Source organism: Anaerotignum propionicum, assembly GCF_024461735.1.
Classification (GTDB): domain Bacteria; phylum Bacillota; class Clostridia; order Lachnospirales; family Anaerotignaceae; genus Chakrabartyella.
The window spans coordinates 148,334-172,570 of sequence record NZ_JANGAD010000008.1; the positions used below are offsets into that span (position 1 = coordinate 148,334).

A 24,237-nucleotide genomic window follows, 5' to 3' on the forward strand; every position below is an offset into this window, starting at 1 on the left:
AAAACATGCCCTTCACTCAGTTAATCAAAAATACTAAGCTGAACGGGTTCATTTTTTGCATTTACCATTCGTTCAAGTCTGCTCCTATAATCAAAGGAAATCTGATATTTCTCTTTAAATCTGCCTAACTGTTTATACAAAGATCCTCTGTAATCCTTAAGCCCTGCATTCTGATAAAGTAACCTATACTCACCCAATAAATTCGGATATTCCTTCTGCAAAAAATGATAAAAAACCTGTTTTGTTTCTCCTCTCAAATTCAGCAGCCCTGGCAGCAGATAATCCACATGGGCATCTCTTGCCTGAGAAAAAACAGCATTTAAGTTTTCCTCCCCATCTGTAAGGTAAGGCAGCAAAGGCATCATATGCACTGCTGTAGAGGCCTTGGTTTTTCTGAATTCCTGCAACATGGAAAATCGCCTCATGGGGCTTACCCCTCCGGGCTCCAGTTTTTTTTGCAATGTTTCATTTGCAGTGGTTATGGTAGAAGCGATATTAACATAGGTTTTTCTTGACAATTCATCAAACAAATCGAAATCCCTTAGTATTAAATCTGATTTTGTTGAAATTATTATGGGATTATTATATTTAATCATTAAACGCAAAATCTCGGGCATTTGTCTCTCCATAGCCTCGGCAACCTGATAATTGTCTGTTACACCACCTAGATTAATAACGGCCTTGTCCCATTTGGGACTGCGTAATTGCCGTTCCAATGCCTCAGCAATATTTGTTTTCACAAATATTGCTTCCGAGAAATCCCCTTTTTCACCCAAATACTTATGGGAATAACGGGCGAAACAATATTTACAGTCATGGGAACAGCCTCTATATACATTTAAATCCCAATGATAGGGAAAGCTTCCCTTCACAAAGGTGCAGGCTGTATTGCAAGATATGGGAATGGGTTCCTTCATGCGCTTCCCCCTCTATAACAAAATAAAATTCATGTCCTTTTTCTGATGCTTTCTTCCTTATATGGTAACACTTTCTGACTAGTTAAGCAAAGAATTCCAAATATTTAAAGAAAATACACAATAAAAAAATCGGTCTTGAATAATCAAAACCGATTCAAACAGCGCGAGACGAGATTCGAACTCGCGACCCTCGCCTTGGCAAGGCGATGCTCTACCACTGAGCCACTCGCGCACACAACTGTAATAGAGATTTTACATTATTTACATATCTTTGTCAAGTAGTAAATTTCGTTCAACACAAAAATATTTAGAATCTATGAATTAACCGATCCATCTTTTTATGATATAATGAAACAAAAATCTTAACTTCTTACAATACTCTTGGAAAGCAAAAATGTCTCTTTTACCATTGCGCAATCAGACATCTGATTTAAAAAGTGAGATTAATGGAAACATCAGTTCTTTGAATATTGTATTCCCTAAATTTTAATACTTATTATAAGGAGGATTTACATGAAATATGAAATAACAGGCGAAACCTTGCCAGTGGTTATATGCAAGCTTGATGCAGAAGAAACAATGATTACAGAAAAAGGCTCTATGGCATGGATGTCTCCTAATATGGTAATGGAAACAAGCACGAACGGTGGAATTGGTAAGGCTTTTGGCAGAATGTTTTCGGGGGAATCTTTTTTCCAGAATAGATACACCGCCAGTCAAGGCCCAGGGGTAATTGCCTTTGCTTCAAGTTTCCCAGGTAGCATCAAAGCCTTTGAGGTCTCACCCACTCAAGAATATATCTTTCAAAAAAGCGCATTTCTTGCGGGAGAAGCAAGTGTACAGCTTTCCGTCCATTTTCATAAAAAATTTGGCTCAGGTCTGTTTGGCGGCGAAGGCTTTATCTTACAAAAAGTTTCTGGCAAAGGTACCGTTTTTGCTGAATTTGATGGACACACTGTGGAATATGATCTTCAGGCAGGACAACAAATTATCATTGACAGCGGTTATCTTGCTGCAATGAGCACAACCTGCCAGATGGATATTCAGATGGTACCCGGTCTTAAAAATATGCTGTTCGGCGGTGAAGGTCTTTTTAATACAGTGATAACAGGACCCGGACATATATGGCTGCAAACCATGCCTATCAGCTCCGTTGCATCAGCATTAAAACCATTCTTTTCTTTAGACTCCAAATAATTTATGAAAAGACCTTATCTTTATTAAAATTTAGAGAAAGGTCTTTTCCTTTTTTATCCCCCAATCCCTTAAAATTCAAGGAAAACAGAGATTTTCACCACTTATTTCATAATAAATTACCATTTGTTTCCGCTTTTATTCTTAGAAATGCTGTGATACTATGTCCTTGTAACAGTTTTGTAACAATTACATAATAATTGAGAAACAACTATTTAAAAACTTTTCTATCAATAAGGAGGAACTTTAAATGAAAAAATTTAGATTAGCCGCTGCTGTTTCCGTTGCAGTTCTTACCATGTCCGTGCAGGCGATGGCCGCACCTCTGAACTGTAATATATCTTCCGGTTCCAGCTGCCCAACAAGCAAAGCTTATACAAGTGCAGTAAAAGGTATCCAGACTTCAAACAGCACACAGAATAATTGTTTTAACTCCACAAATATCAATTCTATTCTTAGCCAGCTGAACTGCAACAACAACGGTTCATCTGTAAAGGGTGCTAACTACGTAAAAGGCACAACAACAACAAAAGGCTCTAACTGCACCACTTCAACAAAGGGTTCTAACTGCTATACAAATGCTGCAACAAAAGTGAAAGGTGCAAGCACAAACAATTGCACAACAGGCTCCAACTGCACAACAGGTTCTAACTGCACAACAACGTCGAAAGCCGTTAAGGGCGCTAGCACAACTGCTTCCAACTGCTTTACCGGTTATAACTGCACCGGTTCTAATTGTAATACCGGTTGCAATAACTAACTTGTAGATGAAAGAAGGAGGAAATGAAATGAAAAAATTTAGATTAGCTGCCGCTGTTTCTGTTGCAGTCCTTACCATGTCCGTACAGGCAATGGCTGCACCACTTAACTGTAATATATCATTTGGTTCCAATTGCCCTACTTCAAATGGCACAGTAAAGGGCGCTCAGAACTTGAACAGCACACAAAATAACTGCTTAAACTCCGTAAATTTAGATTCCATTTTAAGCCAGTTGAACTGCAACAATGGATCATCCGTTAAAGGCACTTCAAACTTAAAAGGTGTGGTTATCACAAAAAATGGAATCAATTGCACACCAAACATTAAGTGTACACCTGGTACAAAGGCTACAACAGGCACCAAATGTAACACTGGTAACACTTGCACAGGGACCAATTGCACAACAGGTTCCAGCAACAACGGCTCCAGCAACAATGGCTCCAGCAATAATGGCTCAAACAACAACGGCTCCAGCAACAACGGCTCCAGCAACAACGGCTCCAGCAATAATGGCTCCAGCAATAATGGTTCCAGCAACAACGGCTCCAGCAACAACGGCTCCAGCAACAATAGTTCCACTGATACAACTGCAACTGTATCCGCAAATGCTCAAAAAGTAGTTGACCTCGTAAATGCAGAAAGAGCAAAAGCTGGCTTAAGTGCATTAACAATTGATACAAAAGTAACCGCGGCTGCACAGGTTCGTGCAAAAGAGGTACAAACAAGCTTCTCTCATACAAGACCTGACGGCAGAAGCTGCTTTACTGCCCTTGACGAAGCAAATGCTTCTTATAGAGGTGCCGGTGAAAATATCGCTCTTGGACAAAAAACACCTGAACAGGTTATGAATGACTGGATGAATTCCGAAGGTCATAGAGCTAATATCATGAACCCTAACTTTAAGTACATCGGCGTTGGCGTTGACGGCAATGCTTGGACACAGTTATTTACCTACTAAGATTGATAATAAGTTGTAACCTGAAAATAAATAGGGTGAACGTGATTCCCTAGTAATATGTTTTCATAAGATTTGCCGTAGAATTTTATTCTACGGCAAATCTTTTATGTACTCCAATTTATTAATCTTTTAGATGCTTGTACGTCTATTTTTTATGCAGTGGGTTATACGCAAACCCTTTCTTAAAGGGTTCCCTTTAATCCAATTTCTTCTGCTTTTTCTTTCATCCCTTCAATGGTTTCCCGTATCACCTCATCCAAGTCCATACCAAGTACTTCACACCCATTGATAATAACTTCTCTATTTACCCCTGCCGCAAAAGACTTATCTTTAAACTTCTTTTTTACAGACTTCACTTCTAAATCCAACACGCTTTTCGATGGGCGCATCAAGCAAAGGGCATTTATTAGCCCTGTCAGTTCATCAATGGTAAAAAGAACCTTTTCCATCTGACTCTCCGGTTTTACATCTGTACAAATACCATATCCGTGGGATTTCATCGCTCGAATATAAACTTCATCTATCCCTTGCTCTCTCATAATTTCTTCAGCTTTGTGACAATGCTCATCTGGATATTTTTCGTAATCCAAATCATGTAATAATCCTACAACGCCCCATAACTCCTCATCTTCTCCATTGATTCGGGCAAAATGAGCCATAGCCGCTTCTACTGCCAATGCGTGTTTTCGAAGAGCCGGTGTCTTTGTGTATTCACATAACAACTCCCACCCTTTTTCTCTTGATAGCTTTTCCATATTAAAACCTCCTTTTATCTAATGTCCTTCTATACTTCAAGAGGGATTTTTTACGAAATGAACAACATAAAGGGTTTCCCCGGTTTATGCAATCCCTTTTTCTTGATTTCTTACTTCTTTTTGATTATAATGGTATATATCTTATTTAACATTTGCTCGATATATCGAACGAATTGTTTTTTATATCTTACAATCGTTCGTTTTATTTGTCAAGGGAAAAAGGTGAATTTATGGAACTGGGTAAAATTATTGCATTTAATCTCAAGGAATTAAGAAATGAACGGAATTTGACACTGGGTCAATTATCAAAAATTTCGGGAATTAGCAAAGCAATGCTTTCAGATATAGAAAAAGGCGGCAGCAATCCCACAATTAATACAATTTGGAAAATTGCCAATGGCCTTAATGTTCCGTATACAAAATTGATGGAGGGTGTTGAGAAAGAGTCAACCTTTGTCTCAAGGGAGGATTCTGTAATGCAAACAGGTGAAACAGAACATTATAGGGTATATTGCTATTTTAAAAGCACCCCTGTGCGTAATTTTGAACTCTTTTATGTAGAATTGGATGCACAATCTTCCAATGCTTCCATCGGGCATTCGGAAAAAGCGCAAGAATATATTTATATCATTCAAGGAGAACTAGACCTTCATACTGAGGCAGGTAACTATACGTTGGTTGAGGGGGATTCTCTGGCTTTTGACTCCTCCATCGGGCATACCTATATCAACCGAAAAAATACCATGCTCTCTTTTATAGAAATCAATTATTACCCCAATTAAACCAAGCCATTTTTCATAGGAAGTACAAAAAAAATAGGCGCTGTATCTTCTGATTAATCAGAAGGCACAGCGCCTTTGTCATTTTAAGCTTAAAAATGTACTCACTTTTTCTCTTTTCTTTCTTTTTTACATTGGCCGCAATTTCCCCCGCACCCACAGCAACCGCCGTTTTTTTTCATGCGACGAACAGCCCCTATAAAACCTAAGGCAATCAGGCCTAAAATAATATAATCCAAAATACCCATGTATTCAGCTCCTTATGCAAACAGCTGTAATATTTGATATACACCGAAAGCCACAATCCACGCTATCACACATTGAATCAAAGCAACAACCCCTGCCAAAAATCCTGAATTCAGTTCCCTTTTCACCGCCGCAATAGCCGCTACACAGGGTGTGTATAACAGTGTGAATACCAAAAAACTAATGGCAGAAATAGGTGTAAATAGTGTCGATAAAGCTATATTCAACTGTGCAACCGTTGTTCCCAGTAAAACACTCATGGTACTGATTACCGCTTCCTTTGCGGTGAAACCCGTAATCAACGCTGTGGGTATACGCCAATCTGTAAATCCGAGAGGGACAAATAATGGTGCCAAAATCCTACCGAACATTGCAAGAAGACTGTTTGCACTGTCTGCTACAATATTTAAGTGACTATCAAAGCTTTGTAAAAACCAAATAATAATTGTAGCTACAAAAATAACAGTAAATGCCTTTTGTAAGAAATCTCTTGCTTTATCCCACATTAACAAAACCACGCTTTTGAGTGAAGGAAAACGGTAATTTGGCAATTCCATTACAAAGGGTATGGGGTTACCATGAAAAATAGTTCTACCAAACAAAAGTGCAACTATAATTCCTACGACAATACCAAACAGATAAAGACCAAGCATAACCAATGCTCCCTGCTTTGGAAAAAATGCCGCTGTGAAAACAGCATAAATAGGTATTTTTGCAGAACAGCTCATAAAAGGTGTCAATAACATGGTCATTTTTCTGTCCCGTTCTGAAGAAAGGGTTCTGGTTGCCATAACCGCAGGAACGGTACAGCCAAAACCAATTAATAGAGGAACAATGCTGCGACCGGAAAGACCGATTTTCCGCAGAAGTTTATCCATTACAAAAGCAACCCTTGCCATATATCCTGTATCTTCCAAAATAGAAAGGAAAAAAAACAACACCACAATGATTGGTAAAAAGCTTAGAACACTGCCAACCCCGGCAAAAATACCATCAATGACCAAGCCGTGTACCACAGGATTTATGCCATATAAGGTTAGCCCTTGATCCACCCAGCCCGTAATCCCATCAATGAGTACAGATAACCCATCACTTAAAAACGCACCAATCACATTAAAAGTAAGGAAAAAAATCATAAACATAATGCCGATAAAAATAGGTATTGCCAAAAATTTATGGGTTAGCAATCCATCAATGCGAACACTGCGAATATGCTCTTTGCTTTCTTTGCATTTGATAACCGTTGCTTCGCAAACCCGTTCAATAAAGGCATAGCGCATGTCTGCCAACGCTGCATTACGATCCATAGAAAGCTCTGTTTCCATTTCAATAATGCTGTGCTCAATCAATTCCAATTCATTTTGGCTGAGCATCAATCTTTTTATTATATCCTCATCATTTTCAATTACCTTTGTGGCACTAAATCTTAATGGAAGACCTGCATTTTCCGCATGATCCTCCAACTGATGACAAACAGAATGGATACATCTGTGCACGGGTCCTTGAGGGCAAAAATCCAGTCTTTGAGGCAATCTTTTTTGCTTCGTTTCCTTCAATGCACTCTGAAGCAATTCTTCAATTCCTTCATTTTTTGCCGCACTGATGGGAATTACAGGAATGCCAAGTTCCTCCGACATCTTTTCAACGTTTATCGTACCACCGTTATTGCGCACCTCATCCATCATATTTAGTGCCAAAACCATAGGAATGCGCATTTCCAGCAATTGCAGGGTCAAATATAAATTTCTCTCAATATTGGTGGCATCTACAATATTAATAATGCCGTCAGGCTTTTCATTCAAAATAAAATCTCGGCTTACAATCTCTTCACTGGTATAGGGACGGATGGAATAAATACCAGGTAAATCCACCACTTTACAATCCTTATGACCCCTGATTTCACCAATTTTTTGCTCTACCGTCACCCCAGGGAAGTTTCCCACATGCTGATTGGAGCCTGTCAGCTGATTAAATAATGTTGTTTTACCGCAATTTTGATTTCCTGCTAAAGCAAATATCATTTTGCAGCCTCCTCAATCACCTGAATATTCCTAGCATCCTCCAAACGAATGGTCAGCGTGTAGCCTCTCAAGCGCAGCTCTATGGGATCACCCATAGGTGCAACCTTTGTAATCATTATTTTTGTTTTAGGTATCAATCCCATATCTAAAAGGCGATAGCGCAAAACCCCTTCGCCGCCAACCCTCAAAATTACTGCTTCTTTGCCAATGGGCAATTCATCTAACGTCATTATGATCCCTCTATCTATCCTAAAGTTAATTCAGTCTAATTCATGAGAAAGTATAGCATAACCCCCAACCGATGTCAATTTTCCTTGTTTTTTGGCGTTGCAGATACTTACTGGTATTCTTTCCATCATCAATAAAATTCCCATAAAGAAAAAAAAGTCCAAGGGTAAAAATCCCCTTGGACGATTATTCTTTGTGCCCCTCTATTTTTTATGCATCCAATACTATTCGATTTTATCTAAATAAGTATGAAAACCATTTTCCTGATAACCAATGGTTTCCTTCATGAGCTCTTGAATGGTCTTGCCCTGTTGACGAAGGTCATCCAATGTAATATCCACCGCAAGGGTATTTTCCTTTAAAATAATCACCCGATCCACGAAATTTTCAATTTCATTGATTTCATGGGTGGTTATAAAAATCGTTTCCTCGCCGGATAGGGTACCGGATAAGGCCTGCATAAAATCCTGTCGGGTAAACATATCCTTACCCACGAAGGGTTCATCCATAATAATGTATGGTGTTCTTTTTGCCATACCCGCGGCTATCTCCACCTTAGCCCTCTGCCCCTTTGACATCTTTTTGATGGGTCGGTCCTCTAAATGAAAAAATTCCAAAAGCATATCAAAGTAAGGTCTATCAAAGGATGGGAAAAAATCCTGCGAAAAATCTCCATATTCCTTAGGTGTCAGATCGTTAAAATATGTTCCTGCCTCACTGATAAAAGCAATTTTACCTGCCATCTCCTGAGGTGTTTGGTCATCTATCTTAATTTCCATATGATTGTCCGGCTTCATCAAACCGGCAATCAGCTTCAAAAGTGTGGTTTTCCCCGCACCATTGGCACCCAAAATCGCTACAATCTGTCCCGTGGGAACAATGAAGGAGACATTTTCTAAAACTTTTTTAAAGTTTGCATAGGTAAAATATAAATTTTTTATCTCCACCATGAATTTTCCACCTTTCCATTTATAGGTATAACCTCCATAATTTGTCGCTGTCTTTGGGTAATGATTGAATCACCATAATAATTTTTCATTGCCTCCTCAAGATAAGGTGCACTTTTTGCAATATCGTATATGGAAAACATTTTATAAATATCTTCATCATAATCCGTTACCAACTGACCCCGATAGAGAACCTTTTCAGTATCTCCATTCATTACAGTCAGATACACCTGATATCCGTAGTAGTAAGGAAGCTTCAATTTTTCTTCATCATTCACCATAGATACATCAAAAATCAGATTATTCCTACATACAGAAAGTAGTCTTCCACCATCTCCATAGCAATTCATTCGTTTTAAGCCTTTTTCATCAAATTGGTACATTCCATTTACAACCGTCTCCCAAGCCTCTGAACCATCCTTCTGTTTTACAATTTCATATGTTCTAAAGTAGATGGAAGCATCCCTTTCATTCCAAGAAACCACATCGGCCTCAGCTTGGTCTACCCTTTTACCCAGCTCATTAGTAAGCAAATCCTGCGCAACCAAGGTGCCCTCTGTATTATATAATTCGAAAAACAAGCTGTCCTTTTGGGTTCTAAAAATTCCAATGGATTGCTCGCCAACCTTAAACATTCCTAATATATGATTATCCTCACCCACAGGGAAGGCGCATAGAGCCGTTGCTTTGCCATACTCCTTTTGGTCATATATCTTTCCTTCATCAGGTGTTTTAACCAAATCCTCTTTGTTGACACGATACAAGGTGGTTTTTCCTTGGCACTCCTTGCTGGGAATTGCCATGCTAAAATAAGCATCTCCCAATTTAATGCAAATCGCATTAATTTGGGCATCATTAAAAGCGGAATGGGTGAAGAAAGAATTTGTTTCTGCATAATCACCCCGTGTGTAATAATACGGCTTATCTTGCAGAGTCATTCCTGTAGGCACCCTTGCCCAACGCCCATTGTCTACATCAAAAAAAGATAAATACACATCAATCTTATCGGCAATAACTGTCTCCCCTCCAACAAATTCGGCATTTTGCAAATCAAAGTCTTCTAATAGTTCCTCATTAAAGCTATCCTTATGTTGTATCTTTGCATCTTTGGAAGGTGCCGAATCGGTAGAAGAAAATACATTGCCACTACGACTAAAATCATAATAATTTTCTTGTTTATAATAATTGTAGCTATATTTTTCAAATCCCGTTAAACCTCTGCGCTCAGCAAAAACAATATTTTTAATTTGCTCTGTGTCAAAAGGGTAAAACTTAGTGGTTAGTTCTCCATCCTCTAAACGAAAACTGATTCCTTGGGTACCATCACCGGCAATCCCTTCCAAGGGAAAAAGGGTTAAATATTCTCTTTGTCCCTCTAAATCACTTAAATAAAAAATTCCTTTTTTCTGTAATCCATGCATTACACCAAAAAAAACCGTGAAGATCAGAATGGGTAAAGCCACCGCCCAAATCACCTTATTTTTCATACCCTTCCCCCCTTTTAAATGTCTTTTCTCCACTTTAATTTGTGTATGGCAACAACTATTAATGTCACTCCGAGAAACCCTGCCAGTACAAATAAATAAAGACTTTGGGGCAATATAGATCTCACTGAATAAAATAACTGATTATCAATAAAAAGCCACGCCCGATAAAATGCCACAAAAAATCCCGCTAATACAACCACAAACAGTAACACTCTTATAAAAACACTTTCATTATATAATCCTGCAAAAACAATGGCAGTAACGGAGAGAAACAATCCTCCACTTAATGCCAAAACCTGTATCCAAGAAACAGGGAAACAGGAAGATAGAAAAATACTTCTGTGAAAGGCCAAAAAAAATCCATTGGAAATAGTGGCATCTATTTCTCTAACGGTTACACTCTGGGAAAAACGCAAAACAGATTGGAATGCCGCTTTCACATACATAGAAGTAATGGGTATGTACAACGCAACCATAGCCACAAGCCATAGCGCAAAATATAAAAAAACCACCGCTGATGCCGATAAAAAGAAGGCATAAAACACCTGACACCTTTTCATAGGCAGCATCAAAATAGAATACATCCCTTTTCCGTTAGTGTAAAATCCATTCATTTGAATAAAGAGTGTGATAAAAAGTGTAATCAAACCCAGAAAAAAAACGATACCTGCGCCACTATAATCAATTACCATATCATAGGTGCGAAATTCCTTTGCAATATGCTGATATGCATTGTTCGTGCTAAGGCTGCTGCTAATTAAAATCAGAAGAGCGGCAATCCCTAAAGAAATGCCCATAATATATCGGCCACTCTTGCGAAAAAACCATTGAAACAAATAATTACTGAGTTTTATTGTATTTTTCATGCTGACTCCGCCCTTTCCCATTCTTGTTGCAGCAATCCCAATACCTCATCAAGGGATAATTTATTTTCCTTTAACCTTTTTACAAATTCAGCTACCAAATCTCCTGTCATTTCCCGTTGTATCTCCAATAACATATCCTCATCAAAATAAAGGATGCTGACTGTGTTTTTGGGTGTAAGAACCAAGCCCGCATCTTCTAAAACACGAAAAGCCTTTTGCGCAGTATTGGGGTTAATTTTCAGCTGAGTTGCCAGTTCACGCCTAGATGGCAATGGGTCTCCCTTTTTTGCCTTCCCTAAAAATATCTGCCGCTTTACAAATTCATTTATTTGTGCATAAACCGGTTCCACTGTATTGAGAACCAGCTCCGTAAAATCTAACATACTACCCCTCCTAAAGTGTACTATATTGATAACACACCTAAGTGTATTATATGACTCATACACCTAGGTGTCAATATAAAAAAAGCTTTTTGTCGAAATGTTTCATAAACCATTCTATTTCCTATCTCTATCAAAATTTTTGCAATAAAAAGGTGCCGACTTTATCGGCACCTAAAAAGCTTCTTTATGAAGCAACAAGAAGCATCTAATTTATTCAACGGTTACTGATTTTGCCAAATTTCTGGGCTTATCAACATCACAGCCTCTTTCCACTGCTGTATAGTAGGCAAACAACTGCATGGGCAAAACATTGTAAGAGCTTGTAAAAATATCTCCTGACTTCGGCAGATAAATCACCTCATCCGCCACCTCTTCCATGGCAAGATTTCCTTCCACAGCAATGGCAATTACTTTAGCGCCCCTAGCCTTTACCTCTTTGGCATTACTTACCAACTTTTCAAACAGTCTTTCCTGGGTTGCGATGGCAATCACCAGCGTCCCTTCCTCAATTAAGGATATGGTTCCATGCTTTAACTCCCCGGCCGCATAAGCCTCACTGTGGATATAGGAAATTTCCTTTAGCTTCAAGGAGGATTCCATTGCAGCAGCATAATCCAGACCACGACCAATGATAAATACGTCCTCACTTTGAGCATATTTTTTCGCAAGCTCAGCCATTTTTGTATCTAACTTTAATACCTCTTCTGTCTTTTGAGGTAATAAGCGTAATTCCTGTAGATACTCATTCAGGCGTCCTTCCTCCATAGTACCCCGTACCTTGGCAAAATACAAGGAAACCAGATATAGCAAGGAAAGCTGGGTTGTATATCCCTTTGTGGTTGCCACTGCAATTTCAGGCCCTGCCCAAGTATAAAGCACATCATCACTTTCCCTAGCAATGGAACTGCCCACCACATTCACAATAGAGAGTACTTTAACCCCCTGTTTTTTCGCTTCTCTTAACGCCGCCAAAGTATCTGCGGTCTCTCCGGATTGGCTGATGATAATACAAAGGTCATTCTGATTCAAAATAGGATTACGATAGCGGAATTCAGAAGCAATATCTACTTCAACAGGAATTCTGCTTACTTCTTCCATAACATATCTGCCTACAACACCTGCATGCCATGCACTACCGCAGGCAACAATGTGAATACGATTAAAATTCTTAATTTCCTCTTCCGTCAAGGAAAGATCCTCAAAACTGATACCCGTTTCTGTCATTCTGGGGAAAACTGTTTTTCTCAACGCTTCAGGCTGTTCCATAATTTCCTTCATCATGAAATAATCGTATCCGCCCTTTTCCGCGGCGTCGATATCCCATGTCACACGGAATACATCCTTATGAATCTCATTTCCATCCAAATCGTAAAGGGTTACGCCTTCTTTGGTCAAAAATATAATTTCATTGTCATCCAGCAAATAATAATCTCTGGTATATTCCAGTAATGCAGGAATATCTGATGCAACATAATTTCCCTCACTGCTTAAGCCTGCCAAAAGGGGGCAATCCTTTCTGACTGCAACCAAGCTATCGGGATGGTCAATGCACATAATAGCCAAAGCATATGCGCCACGAACCTTTCTGACTACTTTGCTTAATGTTTCAACAGGATTTCCCTCATAATAATAATCAAACAGCTGTGCAACCACTTCTGAGTCCGTTTCTGATACAAATACATAGCCTTGCTCCTGTAAGAAGGCCTTAATTTCCATATAATTCTCAATGATTCCGTTGTGAACCACTGAAATTTTTCCGCTTTGGCTATTGTGAGGATGGCTGTTGCGGTCACTGGGGGCCCCATGGGTAGCCCATCTGGTATGGCCAATTCCCATATGGGAGGATAAAGTTTCCTCTTTATTAATTTTTTCCGCCAGATTCGCCAACCTACCTTTTGCCTTAATGGTATATATTCCATCATGATAAACAGAAATACCCGCTGAATCATAACCACGGTATTCCAACTTGGCAAGTCCATTCAAAAGAACGGGTACCGCCTCAGCGTTCCCGATATATCCAACAATTCCACACATAATTTAAATTTCTCCTTTATTCTTTTATTCGTCCGTTGCCTTTCCCTTTGTCAGGAGAATTTTCTTCTCCTATTTGTAGAAAGACCTGCGTCCCTGAACGAATGGGCGAGAAGCATCCGCCGAAAAATTCGATCACTTCTACCTCGTCAACCGCCCTATCTGCGGTTCTGGCGCTTCCACTACATATACCGTCCTTTCCTTCTTTTTCACCGATAGGAAGCCTTGGGTTGCAATTTTTTCGTCAAAAAGCAACACCGTTTTGATAGTATACCATTTTTTTTTGAAAGGGTAAAGAGTTTCCCCCTATCATTATTCTATGACCGAGGGGAAAAGTCTTGCAATAAAAATTTATAAATATGAAAGATTTTTGTTACGTTTCGTTTATAATATTGGATTATACTAGAGTAATGTCACATCTTTTAATGTGTCCAGGTTTGCTTCTTGATTTTTTATGAAAAAAACAAAAAGCACAGTCAATTTTAAAAGGTATCATCGATTATTTTTATGCAGACTGACAGTAAGATACCATGGGATAGACTTAGGCATCAATCAAAAATAAGGGGTTATGCCCCAGAATGAAGAAATACGGTATTAGCCTTAAGGAGGATGAATATGAAGAAATACATATTGTATTTTATGACCGCACTATTTCTATTGGGAGCGACAGGTTGCAGTAAAAACAGCGAACCCTCTTCCCCAAAGCCCCAAGCACAAGGAGCAGTACCTCAGGATATGGCAACAATGGTTGAACCCATTGACGCACTCATGCGTTGTATGCTGGAAAACAACACGGACTATGATGCCACCGATCCTGAATTCTTTTGGAGCGCCCTTTATTATTTCTTAGGCAACTCCGGTGCTGAGAATAGCCTAGTAACAGTAACTGATGATGGAAGGTTAAAGGTACCAAAAAAAGTTGCCCAAGAGTATGCCATTGCCCTGTTTGCAACCTATGATGACTTATTGCCTCTGCCTGAATCTCTTTCCAACTCCATTACCTATGATAAGGATTGGGATGCTTATTTGCTTTCTCAGGGAGATCGTGGTCTTTCGGAAACAAATTTATCAGATTATAGAGAAACAGAAAATGGCTATGTCATTACAGCAAAACTAGTTTCCACCATGGAGGATAAAGAGGTTTTGGGTAAATGCCAAGTGACAATGCAAAAAAATGCCTTTGCTGATGGCATTGTGGACCCCAGATATTTTTATAGTATAGCAACCATGACCAAAGAAGAGGGCTTTGCTCCTCCCACACAATCAGCTTCCGCCGTTTTTAATGGCTTGGTTGATGGTCATACCGTTGAGATGACCTTAGAGGATGGAACCATTCAAGCCTTTCAATTTTATGATGAAACCGTATCAGAAAAACTTCATAATATGAAAGAAAAGGATGCCTTTTCCTTTGTGTACTCAACTGATGAAGAAGCAGGTGCTTTCACCATTCTGGAAATAAAATAAATATAACAAAAGTTGTTGCAAACAGAAAAGGAGAAAAAATGGATTTATCATTTCGATTTGCTGAAGAAGAAGACACACGGCTAATTTTGTTCTTCATACAAGAATTGGCCAGTTATGAAAAAATGTTGGAGGAAGTGGTAGCTACAGAAGAACTTCTCCATGAATGGATCTTTCAACAAAAGAAGGCAGAGGTGTTATTTGCCATGTTGGATGGTAAGGAAATTGGCTTTGCCCTATTCTTCCATAATTTCTCCACCTTTTTAGGGAAAGCGGGAATATATCTAGAAGATTTATATGTGAAAGAAGAATACAGAGGCAAAGGCTATGGCAAAGAAATTTTAAAGGAACTGGCTAGAACTGCTGTGGAACGCAAATGCGGTCGCTTAGAATGGTGGTGCCTGGATTGGAATCAGCCCAGCATAGATTTCTATTTATCTTTGGGTGCAGAGCCCATGAAAGATTGGACAGTATACCGCCTTGCTGGGGAAACCCTGAAAAGTTTGGCAATGGAATAAAACCCCCGTTTATTTCTGCCTTCTTTACATCAAATATAAAAAGCGCATGGATACGTTGATTATCTCATGCGCTTTATCTCATTTGTAGTTTCACACCGTAGATACATCTACGAATAAATTCGTTACTCTTTATTTTTCCACTTCTAAGTTTTGAAGGAATATCTTCTCAGCAGCTAAAATGCCATCCACAGCGGCAGAAACAATTCCCCCTGCATAACCGGCACCCTCTCCCGTGGGATAAAGTCCCTTTGCCCAAGGGCTTGTACCGTCTTCCCCACGCAAAATCCGAATGGGAGAAGAGCTTCTGCTCTCCACCGCTGTCAATACAGCATCTTCCCGATCAAATCCCTTTAACCTTTTTCCCATTTCGGGAATCGCTTCCTGCATGGCTTCTATCATAAAAGCGGGGAAAATCTCTGCCAAATTAGATTCCTTTGTATTAGGACGATAACTAGGAAAAATCATTGATCCTTCCTTGGAAGTTCCAAGAAATGCCCCTACCCGTTGTATGGGAGCGGTGTAATTACCTCCACCCAAAGCAAAGGCTTTTTCCTCCAACTCTCTTTGAAAATACATCCCTGCTAAGGGGTGGTCAGAACCAAAATCCTGAGGAAAAACCTGAACCAAAAGAGCAGAGTTGGCATTCTCTCCGTCTCTGGCATGTTCACTCATACCGTTAACCGCCAATTTTTCTTCTTCGCTAGCTGCCGCTACCACATATCCACCGGGACACATACAAAAGGTGTACACACCTCTGCCTTTTTTTGAGGTATAAGTTAAGCGGTAGTCAGCCGGTGGCAAACCCTTTTCCCCTTCCCCGTACTGGGCAATATCTATCATCCTTTGGGGATGCTCAATTCTCACACCCACTGCAAAAGGCTTCTGCTCTAACATGGCACCCTTTTGATACAGCATTTCAAAGGTATCCCTTGCGCTATGTCCAATAGCCAAAACCACATCGTTGGTATGAATGGCTTCTCCATCTGAGAGTATAACTCCCTTTACTTGTCCACCTTCCAACAAAATATCAGAAACCTTGGCAAAAAAACGAACCTCTCCCCCAAGGGAAAGAATCTTTTCTCGAATTCTTTGTACAACACCTTGCAATAAATCAGTTCCAATATGGGGCTTTGCATCATATAAAATATCCTCTGGTGCTCCAGCCCCCACAAGTTCCTCTAAAACCTTTCGACAACGAGGATCTTTTATACGTGTGGTCAGCTTCCCATCGGAAAAAGTACCTGCGCCCCCCTCACCAAACTGTACGTTATTCTCAGGGTTAAGCCTTCCTTCCTCCCAAAAAAGAGAAATGGCTTCTTTACGGCTTTTCACATCTCCCCCACGCTCTAAGACAATAGGATTCAAACCCATTTCTGCCAAAAGCAGGGCGGCAAACATTCCCCCTGGGCCAAAACCAACCACAACGGGACGATTTTTGCATTCAGCCTTTCCCTGGGGAAAAGTATAAGATAAATCGGGGGTTACAGATATATTCTTTCCTGTAGCTTTAGAAAGCACCTTCTTTTCATTGGCAACCTCCACATCTACAACGAGAACATAATGAATTTGATCCTTTTTTCTTGCATCTAAAGAGCGGCGGAAAATCTTTGTATTGAGCACGCCTTCAGCAGGAATCCCCAAAGCTCTAGCGGCTCTTTTTTTCAACTGCTCCTCAGTCCCATTTACAGGCAGTTTTAAATCAGTAATTCGTATCATAATCTTCCTGCCTCTCTCCATAATAAACTTCTTTTAAAGCCAACCCCTTTGCCGGGGCGGTAAAACCCGCTTTTTCTCTATCTAATGCCGCAAAAATAGCGGGGATTTCATGAGGCTGTCTTTTTCCCTCTCCCACCTCGATCAGCGTTCCTGTTAATATTCTTATCATCTGATATAAAAATCCATTTCCATGATAGGAGATGGTTATTTTATCCTCTGAGCAATGAAAATCAATTTGATATATTTTCCGCACTGTTGATTTTTTCATACGCTTATTTGCACAGAAGCTTTTGAAATCATGCTCTCCAAGGAACAATTTAGCAGCCACTTGCATTTGCTCCACATCCAAAGGCTTATCACACCAAAAAACATACTTTCTTTCAAAAACAGGGGGTTTTTTACTATTCCAAATGGTATATTCATAGGTTTTTGCCTTGGCACTCAAACGGCTGTGAAACCGTGAAGGTACCTCCTCCAAAGAAAGCACACTGATATCCTCAGGTAACCTTTCGTTGATAGTGTCCATGAGTCTTAAGGTTGAATCATTCCATTCCATATGAAAATTAGCCACCTGACCATAAGCGTGGGTACCCGCATCTGTCCTACCCGAACCGAAAACCTCAATAGGGCACCCCCCCAAAGCAGAAACGATGCCCTCCAATTTTTCCTGTATGGTGTTGTCTGTGTTGCCTTGTTTTTGCCAGCCGTTATATCTCCCGCCATCATAGGCAAGTATCATCTTATAATTTTTCATCATAGCACTTGTTGAATCCCATTTAATATTTTAGGTACAAACTGCTTCTTTCTCGACACCATGCCGGGAAGGTAAATCCAATTTTCTTCTGCTGTTCCGCAAAAAGCCGCATCCACAATGTCCTTTGCCTTGTCTCCAACAAATACCAACTCCGAAGATTCTGTTAATATATTGGTTAAAAGGAAAAACAAAACATCACAACTACCCTTAATAGACTCCATATAAAGGGCAATTTTAGCGCGAAGCTGACTCAGCTCCTCCTGATCCAGTGAAGAAATCTGACCAACCCCAAAGGTTAAGCCACTGCCACTAAATTTCTTGAAATCCTGATAAAAAATTTCCTGAGGTGCCTTGTCTCCCAAAGAACTGCCCGCCCGAAACATTTTTTCTGCATATTCTTGAATCTCAATTCCTGCAATTTTAGCCACAGCCTCTGCTGCCTCCCTATCCTTCTGTGTGCAAGTGGGTGAACGAAACATCAGCGTATCGGATAGAATGGCAGAGCATAATAATCCTGCAACTTTCGGCTCGATTTCTACCCCGTTTTCCCGATACATTCCATAAATGATGGTAGCAGTACATCCAACGGGTTGGTTGCGGAAATAAACCGGCATAGCGGTTTCCAAACTGCCTAAACGATGATGGTCAATAATTTCAATAATCTCCGCTTCATCAATTCCATCTACCGCCTGAGTCTTTTCATTGTGGTCAACCAAAATAATTTTTTTCTTCTCCATATCCAATAGAGAACGGCGAGAAAGCATTCCACAATAATTTCCGTCCTGATCTAAAACAGGGAAATCTCTGTGTCTGATTTTTGATAGAACAGACTTTATATCGGAAATAAAATCATCCTTATGGAAGGCAATCAGCCCTTCTTTTCGCATAAAATAGCCAACGGGAGTGCTTTGACTCATTAATCTTGCAGTCATATAGGTATCATGGGGTGTACTGATAATTTTACAGTTGTTCTCAACTGCCAGTTTTTGAATGGTTTTTGAAACAGGAGCACCCATACAAACAACAATACAGCCGGCCTTCATCTCAATACAACAAAGCTGGCTTTCAAAACGGTTTCCGGTGATAACAATATCCCCTTCTTCAATATAGGATTCCAATAAATCAGGATTCGCCGCACCAATTAAAATTTTCCCCTTTGTAACAATTTCCCCTTCATCCCCGATAATCATTTTACCGTCAATGGTGTCCAGAATATTTGTATATTTGGTGTGAGACATCGCTAAAATATGGGTTTCATAAACGTCCATATTGGCTGTTGCAATATCTTTGACAGAAATGATGCCCTCAAGCTTTCCGTCCTGCACCACAGGCATTGTGGCATCCCCTAAGTCTCGCATGGTGTTCCATGCTTTTTTCAAGGAAAGCTCCCTGCTAATAGAAGGAGTTGATTTAATTGTAATATCCCTTACCTGTGTGCCAACGTGGCCCAGAAAACCGGGATCCGTCACATCAAAATATTCAAGAACAAATTTTGTTTCATTATTGATTTCCCCTGCTCTTTTCGCCGCAAAATTGCCTTCCTTTAATCTGTTTTTTAACTCAGCATAAGCAATAGCAGAACAAATAGAATCCGTGTCAGGGTTCTTATGTCCAATAATATAAACAGTTCTTTCTTTATGCATGTATTTAAACCTCCTAATGAGAAAAAGCCTTTTTAAAGTGTCTTTCGTAAATGACAATGAATCATCATGCCCTATAATTTCAAACAAATTCTTACTTTTCGGCAGTTAATACCCACAACTTTCCAACTCTGTTGTCATTCCTACCCTTCACGCCAAGTCAACCAAATTTTACGCATAAAAAATAACGGTAAAAGGCTTTTTGGCTATTGATGAATTCAGTATAGCCGTAAAACCTTGTACCGTCAACATTTTTTGTTTGCATGCTCCCTATTTTGTGCAAAGCCCCATAAAGACCTGCCTAAGTTATTTTTCTAATATTTTTGCTTCATCCTTATACCAAATGTAAGACATTATGGTTGGGTATAAAACAATGACACACATTATGCATCCAATGATATAAGGCATTGCTGAAATGGGAAAAAACCACGCACACAGTATCATAATTAATCCCGCAAAAAAGAACACTTTTCCACCTAATCTTTGTGTCTTATTCCATACCATTTCGCTGCTCAGTGCCCAAGGTGTTCTAACACCAGTAAAAAAGTTGGATTTTACTTTTGGCATCATGTTACCAAGAAAAACAAACAAGAACCCAACACCACCGCTGACAACTCTAGGTATAGAGATTCTTCCGGGATTAAGGCTTTCCGAAAGTGAAATCGCCATGATGGCAGCCATAAATATCACAATCATAAGAATAATATTTTCATAAGCTAAAAAAAACTTCTCATAATTTTTCTTTCTTGGGTCAATTTTAGGCACAAGAGGCATAAAAATGCCCATTACCAAACATAATCCAGCAATAATATATAATTGCCACTTATCCCCATAACGTACACCACCGCTGGCCTCCCATTGCATAGGCACCAATGTAGGAAGCTTTTGGTAAACCAAACTTACCATTATAATAGGCAGTACGGAAAAAAAATAGATTGCCATTCTTTTTTTACTCATTTTTATCCCCTCCGGTAAAAGCAGTAATCCAGCTTAAAATTTCTTCAAACACAGTCATGTTTAACTCATAATAAATATATTTCCCTTTTTTCTCATCCATTATCAACCCTGCATTTTTTAATACAGATAAATGATGGGAAATGGTTGCCCCTGTTGCCTCGAAACGTTCGCCTATTTCCCCCGCAGTTTTCTCTCCTGATTTCAACATATCCAAGATCTCCCGCCGCGTCGGGTCACCAATTGCCTTTAATGTTTTTTGAAGTCCCAATGGATCACCCCATTTCATTTAGATGTTTATCTAAATATAAAATAACACGAATTCAGCCCTTCGTCAATGACATTTAGATATGTGTCTAAATATTCCATAACCTTTGACCACTCTCCGATTTTAATTGCTTCAAGTAACCCAATTAACATTACATTATAAAAAACCGCAGATATTCTCTACGGTTTTTAGGGTTGAGTATCAAACTAGTCTTCTATCAATCTATTAAAAATAAGAACCCTTTTGACAAAACAATGTGCAAGCTGATTGAAGCCGTAAGATTTTCTACGTTTCAATACCTTCCTTCATAGCCATTCATCAGGGTGAGCCATTGCCACTTGTAATGATTCAAAAAATTGTTTTAGGTGATAACCATCTACTGTTGCATGATGCACTGTAACAGATAGAGGCATAAATACCTTCCCCTCTTCTTCCACAAACTTTCCTGATTCAAAGCTGGGTAAATAATAGTCCTTTATTCCATGGTTATGGAGAGAAAAGCTTTGGAACGTAAACCAAGGGATACAAGAAATAATGTAAGCATTGGGTAAGGGAATTCCTTTTGAAGACAGCACGCCATGGCTGTCACCATATACCTTGACATCCCTCTCATAATTATCATAAAACTCTGAAAAATCCTTGCAAAATTCTGTCCAGAGTAGTGATGTTGTTTTGTCATCCTGGTGAAACTGAGGATAGGCTGGAGTTAATTGCTTCCACGTACCTAAAACACCATCTTTCATCCCTACTCTAAACTCGTTAATTCCTTGTATTGCTCTCGTGACTAACCACAAATAAGCAGGAAAAAATTTAAACCCTCGTTCCTTTAATTTCTGTCTCAATACAGTAACGTCCATTTTTACATCAACAGTATAACTTGTGGGGGCTTTCTGGGTATAGTAATAGAATATTTGTGCTCTTGGCCAGCTTTCCATTTTAATAGGAACAAATTCTTTATTACACGTCATACCTTTGTTACCCATAAGCCATCTCTGCTGCACCCCAAATAAAGCTCCCCTTTACGAAATACGGGAATGCGCACCTCACCACTCTGCTCAGGGTATAATCTTATAAGAAAAACTCTATCATAGGTCACATATGCAACAAAAGAAATATAGTGTTCTTTCAACATATCATGAGGAAAGGTAATGTAATAATCATTCTCTATTGTTTCCACATTTAAATAGTGCTCATCATCTGCAGGCTTAGGAACCAAAGCAGTCATTTTGCGTCCACAACAGGATATTTCCGCTTCCCCTGTGGCTGTAATCACGTTTCCACAATTGGGACACATATAAAATTTTATTTTTTTCATATTTCCTCCGTCTGTATTGTTGGGTTCCAAATCTCCCAATAATATCTTTTCAATATTCACATTTAATACCTGTGATAATTCATTGAGCAACGACACGTCAGGGCATCCTAGCCCACGTTCCCATTTTGAAATTGTTTTATCACTTATATTCATGGCATCTGCAAGCTGTTTCTGTGTCATTTTCTTCTCTTTTCGCAAATCGAGAATAAGCTTTCCTACCTTATTGCAATCCACTACTGCCACCTCCGTACATCATTATAAATGAATTCTCTTAACAAGCCAATCAACGCTCCGTAGAGTTTTAATTCTGCAATAAAAAATGACAAGCTCTCCTAAAGAAAACTTGCCCTTCCGCTTAAGGCGCCACCCGGATTTGAACCGGGGATAGAGGTGTTGCAGACCTTTGCCTTACCACTTGGCTATGGCGCCATAAATATAAAATTATTATAGTATTTTCCATTTCAAACGTCAACCCCTTTTTTTGTTACTTTCTGCACAAAAAACTTTAAAAAAATCTTATAGGGTGTAAATTTCCCTTTTCTTTAATCTGTTCTTCTATAAATCTAAACAATTCTTCAAAATCATGCCCGTCTATCCCCTTTATCTGTTCAGTAGACTTTTGTTAATAATCCTACATGCTAAAAAAATTATAAAATGAATATATTCATATATTATTCTTAAAATAAGCTAAATAATATAGTGAATCATACATTTTATTTATTCATAAAATAAGCTATAAAAAGCTTGAAATACTAGTATATATACATTTTTAATTATTTTATTCATTGGTGGTTTCAGCGTATAAAAAATTGTTATAAAAAATGAATATTTTAGTAGACAGAAACTAGAACAAATGGTAAAATAAAAAAACGTTCCGAATTTTTAATGATTTGTTTAACAATCAAACCCCCTGTAGGTTGACGTGAAATTTAAGTACTTAAAAATCACGTATTTAAATTCAATCTAAAATAAAAAAAAGGAGGTAGGAATTTTCGTCAATATAGACGGAAAGGTAAAAAATGAATAATCACAATGAAAAACTTTATGTAAGTGTAAAAACAGGTGATCCAAGTTCTATCGGACTTCTTGGGTTAGCCATGGTAACCCTTGTAGCATCTTCACAAAAGCTAGGGTTTACCAACGATTTGTCCTTCATTTTGCCTTGGGCAATATTTCTTGGTGGTATCGCCCAACTGTTTGCAAGCGTTCTAGACTTTAAAAAAGAGAATGCTTTTGGTGGAACAGCTTTTGGGGCCTATGGATTTTTCTGGTTAGGTGTGGCCATGAGCTGGATGATGAAACTTGGTATGTTTGGTGCAGAAGTGACTAGCAAAATTGATGCGAGACAGTTAGGTATTGCCTTTTTAGGCTATTTAATTTTTAGCATCTTTATGACTTTAGGAGCAACCCGTACCAACAAAGTTTTATTTTTCATCTTTGTAGCTGTTGATTTTCTACTTATTGGTCTTACCGGCAGCACACTTGGATTTATGCCGGAGCCTATGCATCAATTGGCCGCTTGGTCAGAACTTATTGTTGCAATTTTATCTTTTTACTTATCAGGAGCACTTATAATTAATATGCAATTTGGCTACGAATTTTTGTGGATTGGAAAACCAATTTACTGTTTTGAAAAGAAATAATACGAGCTTCCTCTAAAAGGCCTGAATTCAGGCTTTTTTTAATGTGCTTTTGCTCTGTTTCCAATGTTGCTCCCATAAAATTGTATCCTTATGATCTAAAAAAATGATAGCTAAGACCTAATCGTTATTTTTGTTTATTATAAGTTTTTTCCTTTAAATTACTCTTACCAATCCAAATTATCTTTACGGAAATAGATAACTGTCCAAAGTAAATAAAAAAAACGTCCTAAATCAGCAAATGCTGATTCAAGACGTATCTCTTGCAAGGCGCCACCCGGATTTGAACCGGGGATAGAGGTGTTGCAGACCTTTGCCTTACCACTTGGCTATGGCGCCAAAATATGATCCGTGCGGGATTCGAACCCGCGTTACCGCCGTGAAAGGGCGGTGTCTTAA

The 24,237-nt window shown here is 39.0% G+C and carries 22 protein-coding genes, 3 tRNA genes and 1 pseudogene; 7 read left to right on the plus strand and 19 right to left on the minus strand.

The features are described from left to right. Positions 1-20 precede the first annotated feature (20 nt). Together NE558_RS11690 and NE558_RS11695 are read right to left on the minus strand one after the other, a co-directional pair. Entirely contained in the window at positions 21-917 is an 897-nt protein-coding gene (locus tag NE558_RS11690) for an SPL family radical SAM protein (RefSeq protein WP_256150265.1), read from the minus strand. A gap of 160 nt (positions 918-1,077) precedes the next feature. Beyond that, positions 1,078-1,149 (minus strand) — tRNA-Gly (locus NE558_RS11695). A gap of 281 nt (positions 1,150-1,430) precedes the next feature. Here NE558_RS11695 and NE558_RS11700 point away from each other — a divergent pair. From NE558_RS11700 to NE558_RS11710, 3 genes are all read left to right on the plus strand, one after another. Next, entirely contained in the window at positions 1,431-2,114 is a 684-nt protein-coding gene (locus NE558_RS11700) for a TIGR00266 family protein (protein ID WP_256150266.1), read from the plus strand. A gap of 247 nt (positions 2,115-2,361) precedes the next feature. Further along, positions 2,362-2,871, plus strand: a complete 510-nt coding sequence (locus tag NE558_RS11705) for a hypothetical protein (protein WP_256150267.1) — start codon at positions 2,362-2,364, stop codon at positions 2,869-2,871. A 28-nt stretch (positions 2,872-2,899) separates the two neighbouring features. Then, complete coding sequence (locus NE558_RS11710; RefSeq protein ID WP_256150268.1) at positions 2,900-3,829, plus strand: CAP domain-containing protein; 930 nt, start codon at positions 2,900-2,902, stop codon at positions 3,827-3,829. A gap of 182 nt (positions 3,830-4,011) precedes the next feature. On the opposite strand, the gene NE558_RS11715 is transcribed toward NE558_RS11710, so the two are convergent. Further along, complete coding sequence (locus NE558_RS11715; protein WP_256150269.1) at positions 4,012-4,584, minus strand: HDIG domain-containing metalloprotein; 573 nt, start codon at positions 4,582-4,584, stop codon at positions 4,012-4,014. 230 nt (positions 4,585-4,814) lie between these two features. On the opposite strand from NE558_RS11715, the gene NE558_RS11720 reads away from it, so the two are divergent. Next, on the plus strand, positions 4,815-5,366 hold the full coding sequence (locus NE558_RS11720) for a helix-turn-helix domain-containing protein (protein ID WP_256150270.1): 552 nt from the start codon (positions 4,815-4,817) through the stop codon (positions 5,364-5,366). Positions 5,367-5,467: 101 nt separating this feature from the next. On the opposite strand, the gene NE558_RS11725 is transcribed toward NE558_RS11720, so the two are convergent. The 7 genes and pseudogenes from NE558_RS11725 to glmS form a co-directional block, all read right to left on the minus strand. Further along, positions 5,468-5,611, minus strand: a complete 144-nt coding sequence (locus NE558_RS11725) for a FeoB-associated Cys-rich membrane protein (RefSeq protein WP_256150272.1) — start codon at positions 5,609-5,611, stop codon at positions 5,468-5,470. Positions 5,612-5,623: 12 nt separating this feature from the next. Beyond that, positions 5,624-7,860 (minus strand): annotated as a pseudogene (feoB, locus tag NE558_RS11730) (ferrous iron transport protein B). Positions 7,861-8,082: 222 nt separating this feature from the next. Next, positions 8,083-8,808 carry an ABC transporter ATP-binding protein gene (locus NE558_RS11740; RefSeq protein WP_256150278.1) on the minus strand — a complete coding sequence of 242 codons (726 nt, stop codon included), beginning with the start codon at positions 8,806-8,808 and terminating at the stop codon, positions 8,083-8,085. Beyond that, a complete protein-coding gene (locus tag NE558_RS11745; RefSeq protein WP_256150279.1) occupies positions 8,796-10,292 on the minus strand; it encodes a hypothetical protein in 1,497 nt (498 codons plus the stop codon). Before NE558_RS11745 ends, NE558_RS11740 begins: the two co-directional genes overlap by 13 nt. Before the next feature lie 14 nt (positions 10,293-10,306). After that, the gene (locus NE558_RS11750) at positions 10,307-11,158 is read right to left on the minus strand and encodes a hypothetical protein (RefSeq protein ID WP_256150280.1); all 852 of its coding nucleotides are present in this window, start codon (positions 11,156-11,158) and stop codon (positions 10,307-10,309) included. After that, on the minus strand, positions 11,155-11,541 hold the full coding sequence (locus NE558_RS11755) for a GntR family transcriptional regulator (RefSeq protein WP_256150281.1): 387 nt from the start codon (positions 11,539-11,541) through the stop codon (positions 11,155-11,157). Before NE558_RS11755 ends, NE558_RS11750 begins: the two co-directional genes overlap by 4 nt. Before the next feature lie 210 nt (positions 11,542-11,751). After that, on the minus strand, positions 11,752-13,575 hold the full coding sequence (glmS, locus tag NE558_RS11760) for a glutamine--fructose-6-phosphate transaminase (isomerizing) (RefSeq protein WP_256150283.1): 1,824 nt from the start codon (positions 13,573-13,575) through the stop codon (positions 11,752-11,754). Between the two features lie 612 nt (positions 13,576-14,187). Between glmS and NE558_RS11765 the strand changes: the two genes are divergently transcribed. Continuing rightward, on the plus strand, positions 14,188-15,036 hold the full coding sequence (locus tag NE558_RS11765) for a hypothetical protein (protein WP_256150284.1): 849 nt from the start codon (positions 14,188-14,190) through the stop codon (positions 15,034-15,036). Between the two features lie 38 nt (positions 15,037-15,074). Next, positions 15,075-15,551: a GNAT family N-acetyltransferase gene (locus NE558_RS11770; RefSeq protein WP_256150285.1), complete on the plus strand. Its 477-nt coding sequence runs from the start codon at positions 15,075-15,077 to the stop codon at positions 15,549-15,551. 129 nt (positions 15,552-15,680) lie between these two features. On the opposite strand, the gene NE558_RS11775 is transcribed toward NE558_RS11770, so the two are convergent. From NE558_RS11775 to NE558_RS11810, 8 genes are all read right to left on the minus strand, one after another. Then, positions 15,681-17,267, minus strand: a complete 1,587-nt coding sequence (locus NE558_RS11775) for an NAD(P)/FAD-dependent oxidoreductase (protein WP_256150286.1) — start codon at positions 17,265-17,267, stop codon at positions 15,681-15,683. Further along, positions 17,251-18,021 (minus strand): tRNA pseudouridine(38-40) synthase TruA, encoded by a 771-nt coding sequence (gene truA / locus NE558_RS11780; protein WP_334303609.1) that lies wholly within the window; start codon positions 18,019-18,021, stop codon positions 17,251-17,253. The genes NE558_RS11775 and truA overlap by 17 nt, the downstream gene beginning before the upstream one ends. Continuing rightward, complete coding sequence (locus NE558_RS11785; RefSeq protein WP_256150289.1) at positions 18,021-19,664, minus strand: putative manganese-dependent inorganic diphosphatase; 1,644 nt, start codon at positions 19,662-19,664, stop codon at positions 18,021-18,023. The genes truA and NE558_RS11785 overlap by 1 nt, the downstream gene beginning before the upstream one ends. Before the next feature lie 303 nt (positions 19,665-19,967). Further along, positions 19,968-20,618 (minus strand): SdpI family protein, encoded by a 651-nt coding sequence (locus NE558_RS11790; protein ID WP_256150290.1) that lies wholly within the window; start codon positions 20,616-20,618, stop codon positions 19,968-19,970. Next, complete coding sequence (locus NE558_RS11795) at positions 20,611-20,886, minus strand: autorepressor SdpR family transcription factor (protein WP_256150291.1); 276 nt, start codon at positions 20,884-20,886, stop codon at positions 20,611-20,613. The genes NE558_RS11790 and NE558_RS11795 overlap by 8 nt, the downstream gene beginning before the upstream one ends. 302 nt (positions 20,887-21,188) lie before the next feature. After that, positions 21,189-21,866 carry a CatA-like O-acetyltransferase gene (locus NE558_RS11800; RefSeq protein WP_256150292.1) on the minus strand — a complete coding sequence of 226 codons (678 nt, stop codon included), beginning with the start codon at positions 21,864-21,866 and terminating at the stop codon, positions 21,189-21,191. Then, the gene (locus NE558_RS11805) at positions 21,848-22,432 is read right to left on the minus strand and encodes a helix-turn-helix domain-containing protein (RefSeq protein WP_256150293.1); all 585 of its coding nucleotides are present in this window, start codon (positions 22,430-22,432) and stop codon (positions 21,848-21,850) included. Before NE558_RS11805 ends, NE558_RS11800 begins: the two co-directional genes overlap by 19 nt. 124 nt (positions 22,433-22,556) lie before the next feature. Then, positions 22,557-22,627: transfer RNA gene (locus NE558_RS11810), tRNA-Cys, on the minus strand. Between the two features lie 590 nt (positions 22,628-23,217). Between NE558_RS11810 and NE558_RS11815 the strand changes: the two genes are divergently transcribed. Then, a complete protein-coding gene (locus NE558_RS11815) occupies positions 23,218-23,841 on the plus strand; it encodes an acetate uptake transporter (protein ID WP_256150294.1) in 624 nt (207 codons plus the stop codon). A gap of 265 nt (positions 23,842-24,106) precedes the next feature. Here NE558_RS11815 and NE558_RS11820 read toward each other — a convergent pair. After that, positions 24,107-24,177 (minus strand) — tRNA-Cys (locus NE558_RS11820). Positions 24,178-24,237: the final 60 nt, after the last annotated feature.

Bases quoted from the DNA above. Each gene is read 5' to 3' on its own strand.
- NE558_RS11690 (WP_256150265.1), bottom strand. From the start codon at position 917: ATGAAGGAACCCATTCCCATATCTTGCAATACAGCCTGCACCTTTGTG.
- NE558_RS11700 (WP_256150266.1), top strand. From the start codon at position 1,431: ATGAAATATGAAATAACAGGCGAAACCTTGCCAGTGGTTATATGCAAG.
- NE558_RS11705 (WP_256150267.1), top strand. From the start codon at position 2,362: ATGAAAAAATTTAGATTAGCCGCTGCTGTTTCCGTTGCAGTTCTTACC.
- NE558_RS11710 (WP_256150268.1), top strand. From the start codon at position 2,900: ATGAAAAAATTTAGATTAGCTGCCGCTGTTTCTGTTGCAGTCCTTACC.
- NE558_RS11715 (WP_256150269.1), bottom strand. From the start codon at position 4,584: ATGGAAAAGCTATCAAGAGAAAAAGGGTGGGAGTTGTTATGTGAATAC.
- NE558_RS11720 (WP_256150270.1), top strand. From the start codon at position 4,815: ATGGAACTGGGTAAAATTATTGCATTTAATCTCAAGGAATTAAGAAAT.
- NE558_RS11725 (WP_256150272.1), bottom strand. From the start codon at position 5,611: ATGGGTATTTTGGATTATATTATTTTAGGCCTGATTGCCTTAGGTTTT.
- NE558_RS11740 (WP_256150278.1), bottom strand. From the start codon at position 8,808: ATGGTGGAGATAAAAAATTTATATTTTACCTATGCAAACTTTAAAAAA.
- NE558_RS11745 (WP_256150279.1), bottom strand. From the start codon at position 10,292: ATGAAAAATAAGGTGATTTGGGCGGTGGCTTTACCCATTCTGATCTTC.
- NE558_RS11750 (WP_256150280.1), bottom strand. From the start codon at position 11,158: ATGAAAAATACAATAAAACTCAGTAATTATTTGTTTCAATGGTTTTTT.
- NE558_RS11755 (WP_256150281.1), bottom strand. From the start codon at position 11,541: ATGTTAGATTTTACGGAGCTGGTTCTCAATACAGTGGAACCGGTTTAT.
- glmS (WP_256150283.1), bottom strand. From the start codon at position 13,575: ATGTGTGGAATTGTTGGATATATCGGGAACGCTGAGGCGGTACCCGTT.
- NE558_RS11765 (WP_256150284.1), top strand. From the start codon at position 14,188: ATGAAGAAATACATATTGTATTTTATGACCGCACTATTTCTATTGGGA.
- NE558_RS11770 (WP_256150285.1), top strand. From the start codon at position 15,075: ATGGATTTATCATTTCGATTTGCTGAAGAAGAAGACACACGGCTAATT.
- NE558_RS11775 (WP_256150286.1), bottom strand. From the start codon at position 17,267: ATGATACGAATTACTGATTTAAAACTGCCTGTAAATGGGACTGAGGAG.
- truA (WP_334303609.1), bottom strand. From the start codon at position 18,021: ATGAAAAATTATAAGATGATACTTGCCTATGATGGCGGGAGATATAAC.
- NE558_RS11785 (WP_256150289.1), bottom strand. From the start codon at position 19,664: ATGCATAAAGAAAGAACTGTTTATATTATTGGACATAAGAACCCTGAC.
- NE558_RS11790 (WP_256150290.1), bottom strand. From the start codon at position 20,618: ATGAGTAAAAAAAGAATGGCAATCTATTTTTTTTCCGTACTGCCTATT.
- NE558_RS11800 (WP_256150292.1), bottom strand. From the start codon at position 21,866: ATGGGTAACAAAGGTATGACGTGTAATAAAGAATTTGTTCCTATTAAA.
- NE558_RS11815 (WP_256150294.1), top strand. From the start codon at position 23,218: ATGAATAATCACAATGAAAAACTTTATGTAAGTGTAAAAACAGGTGAT.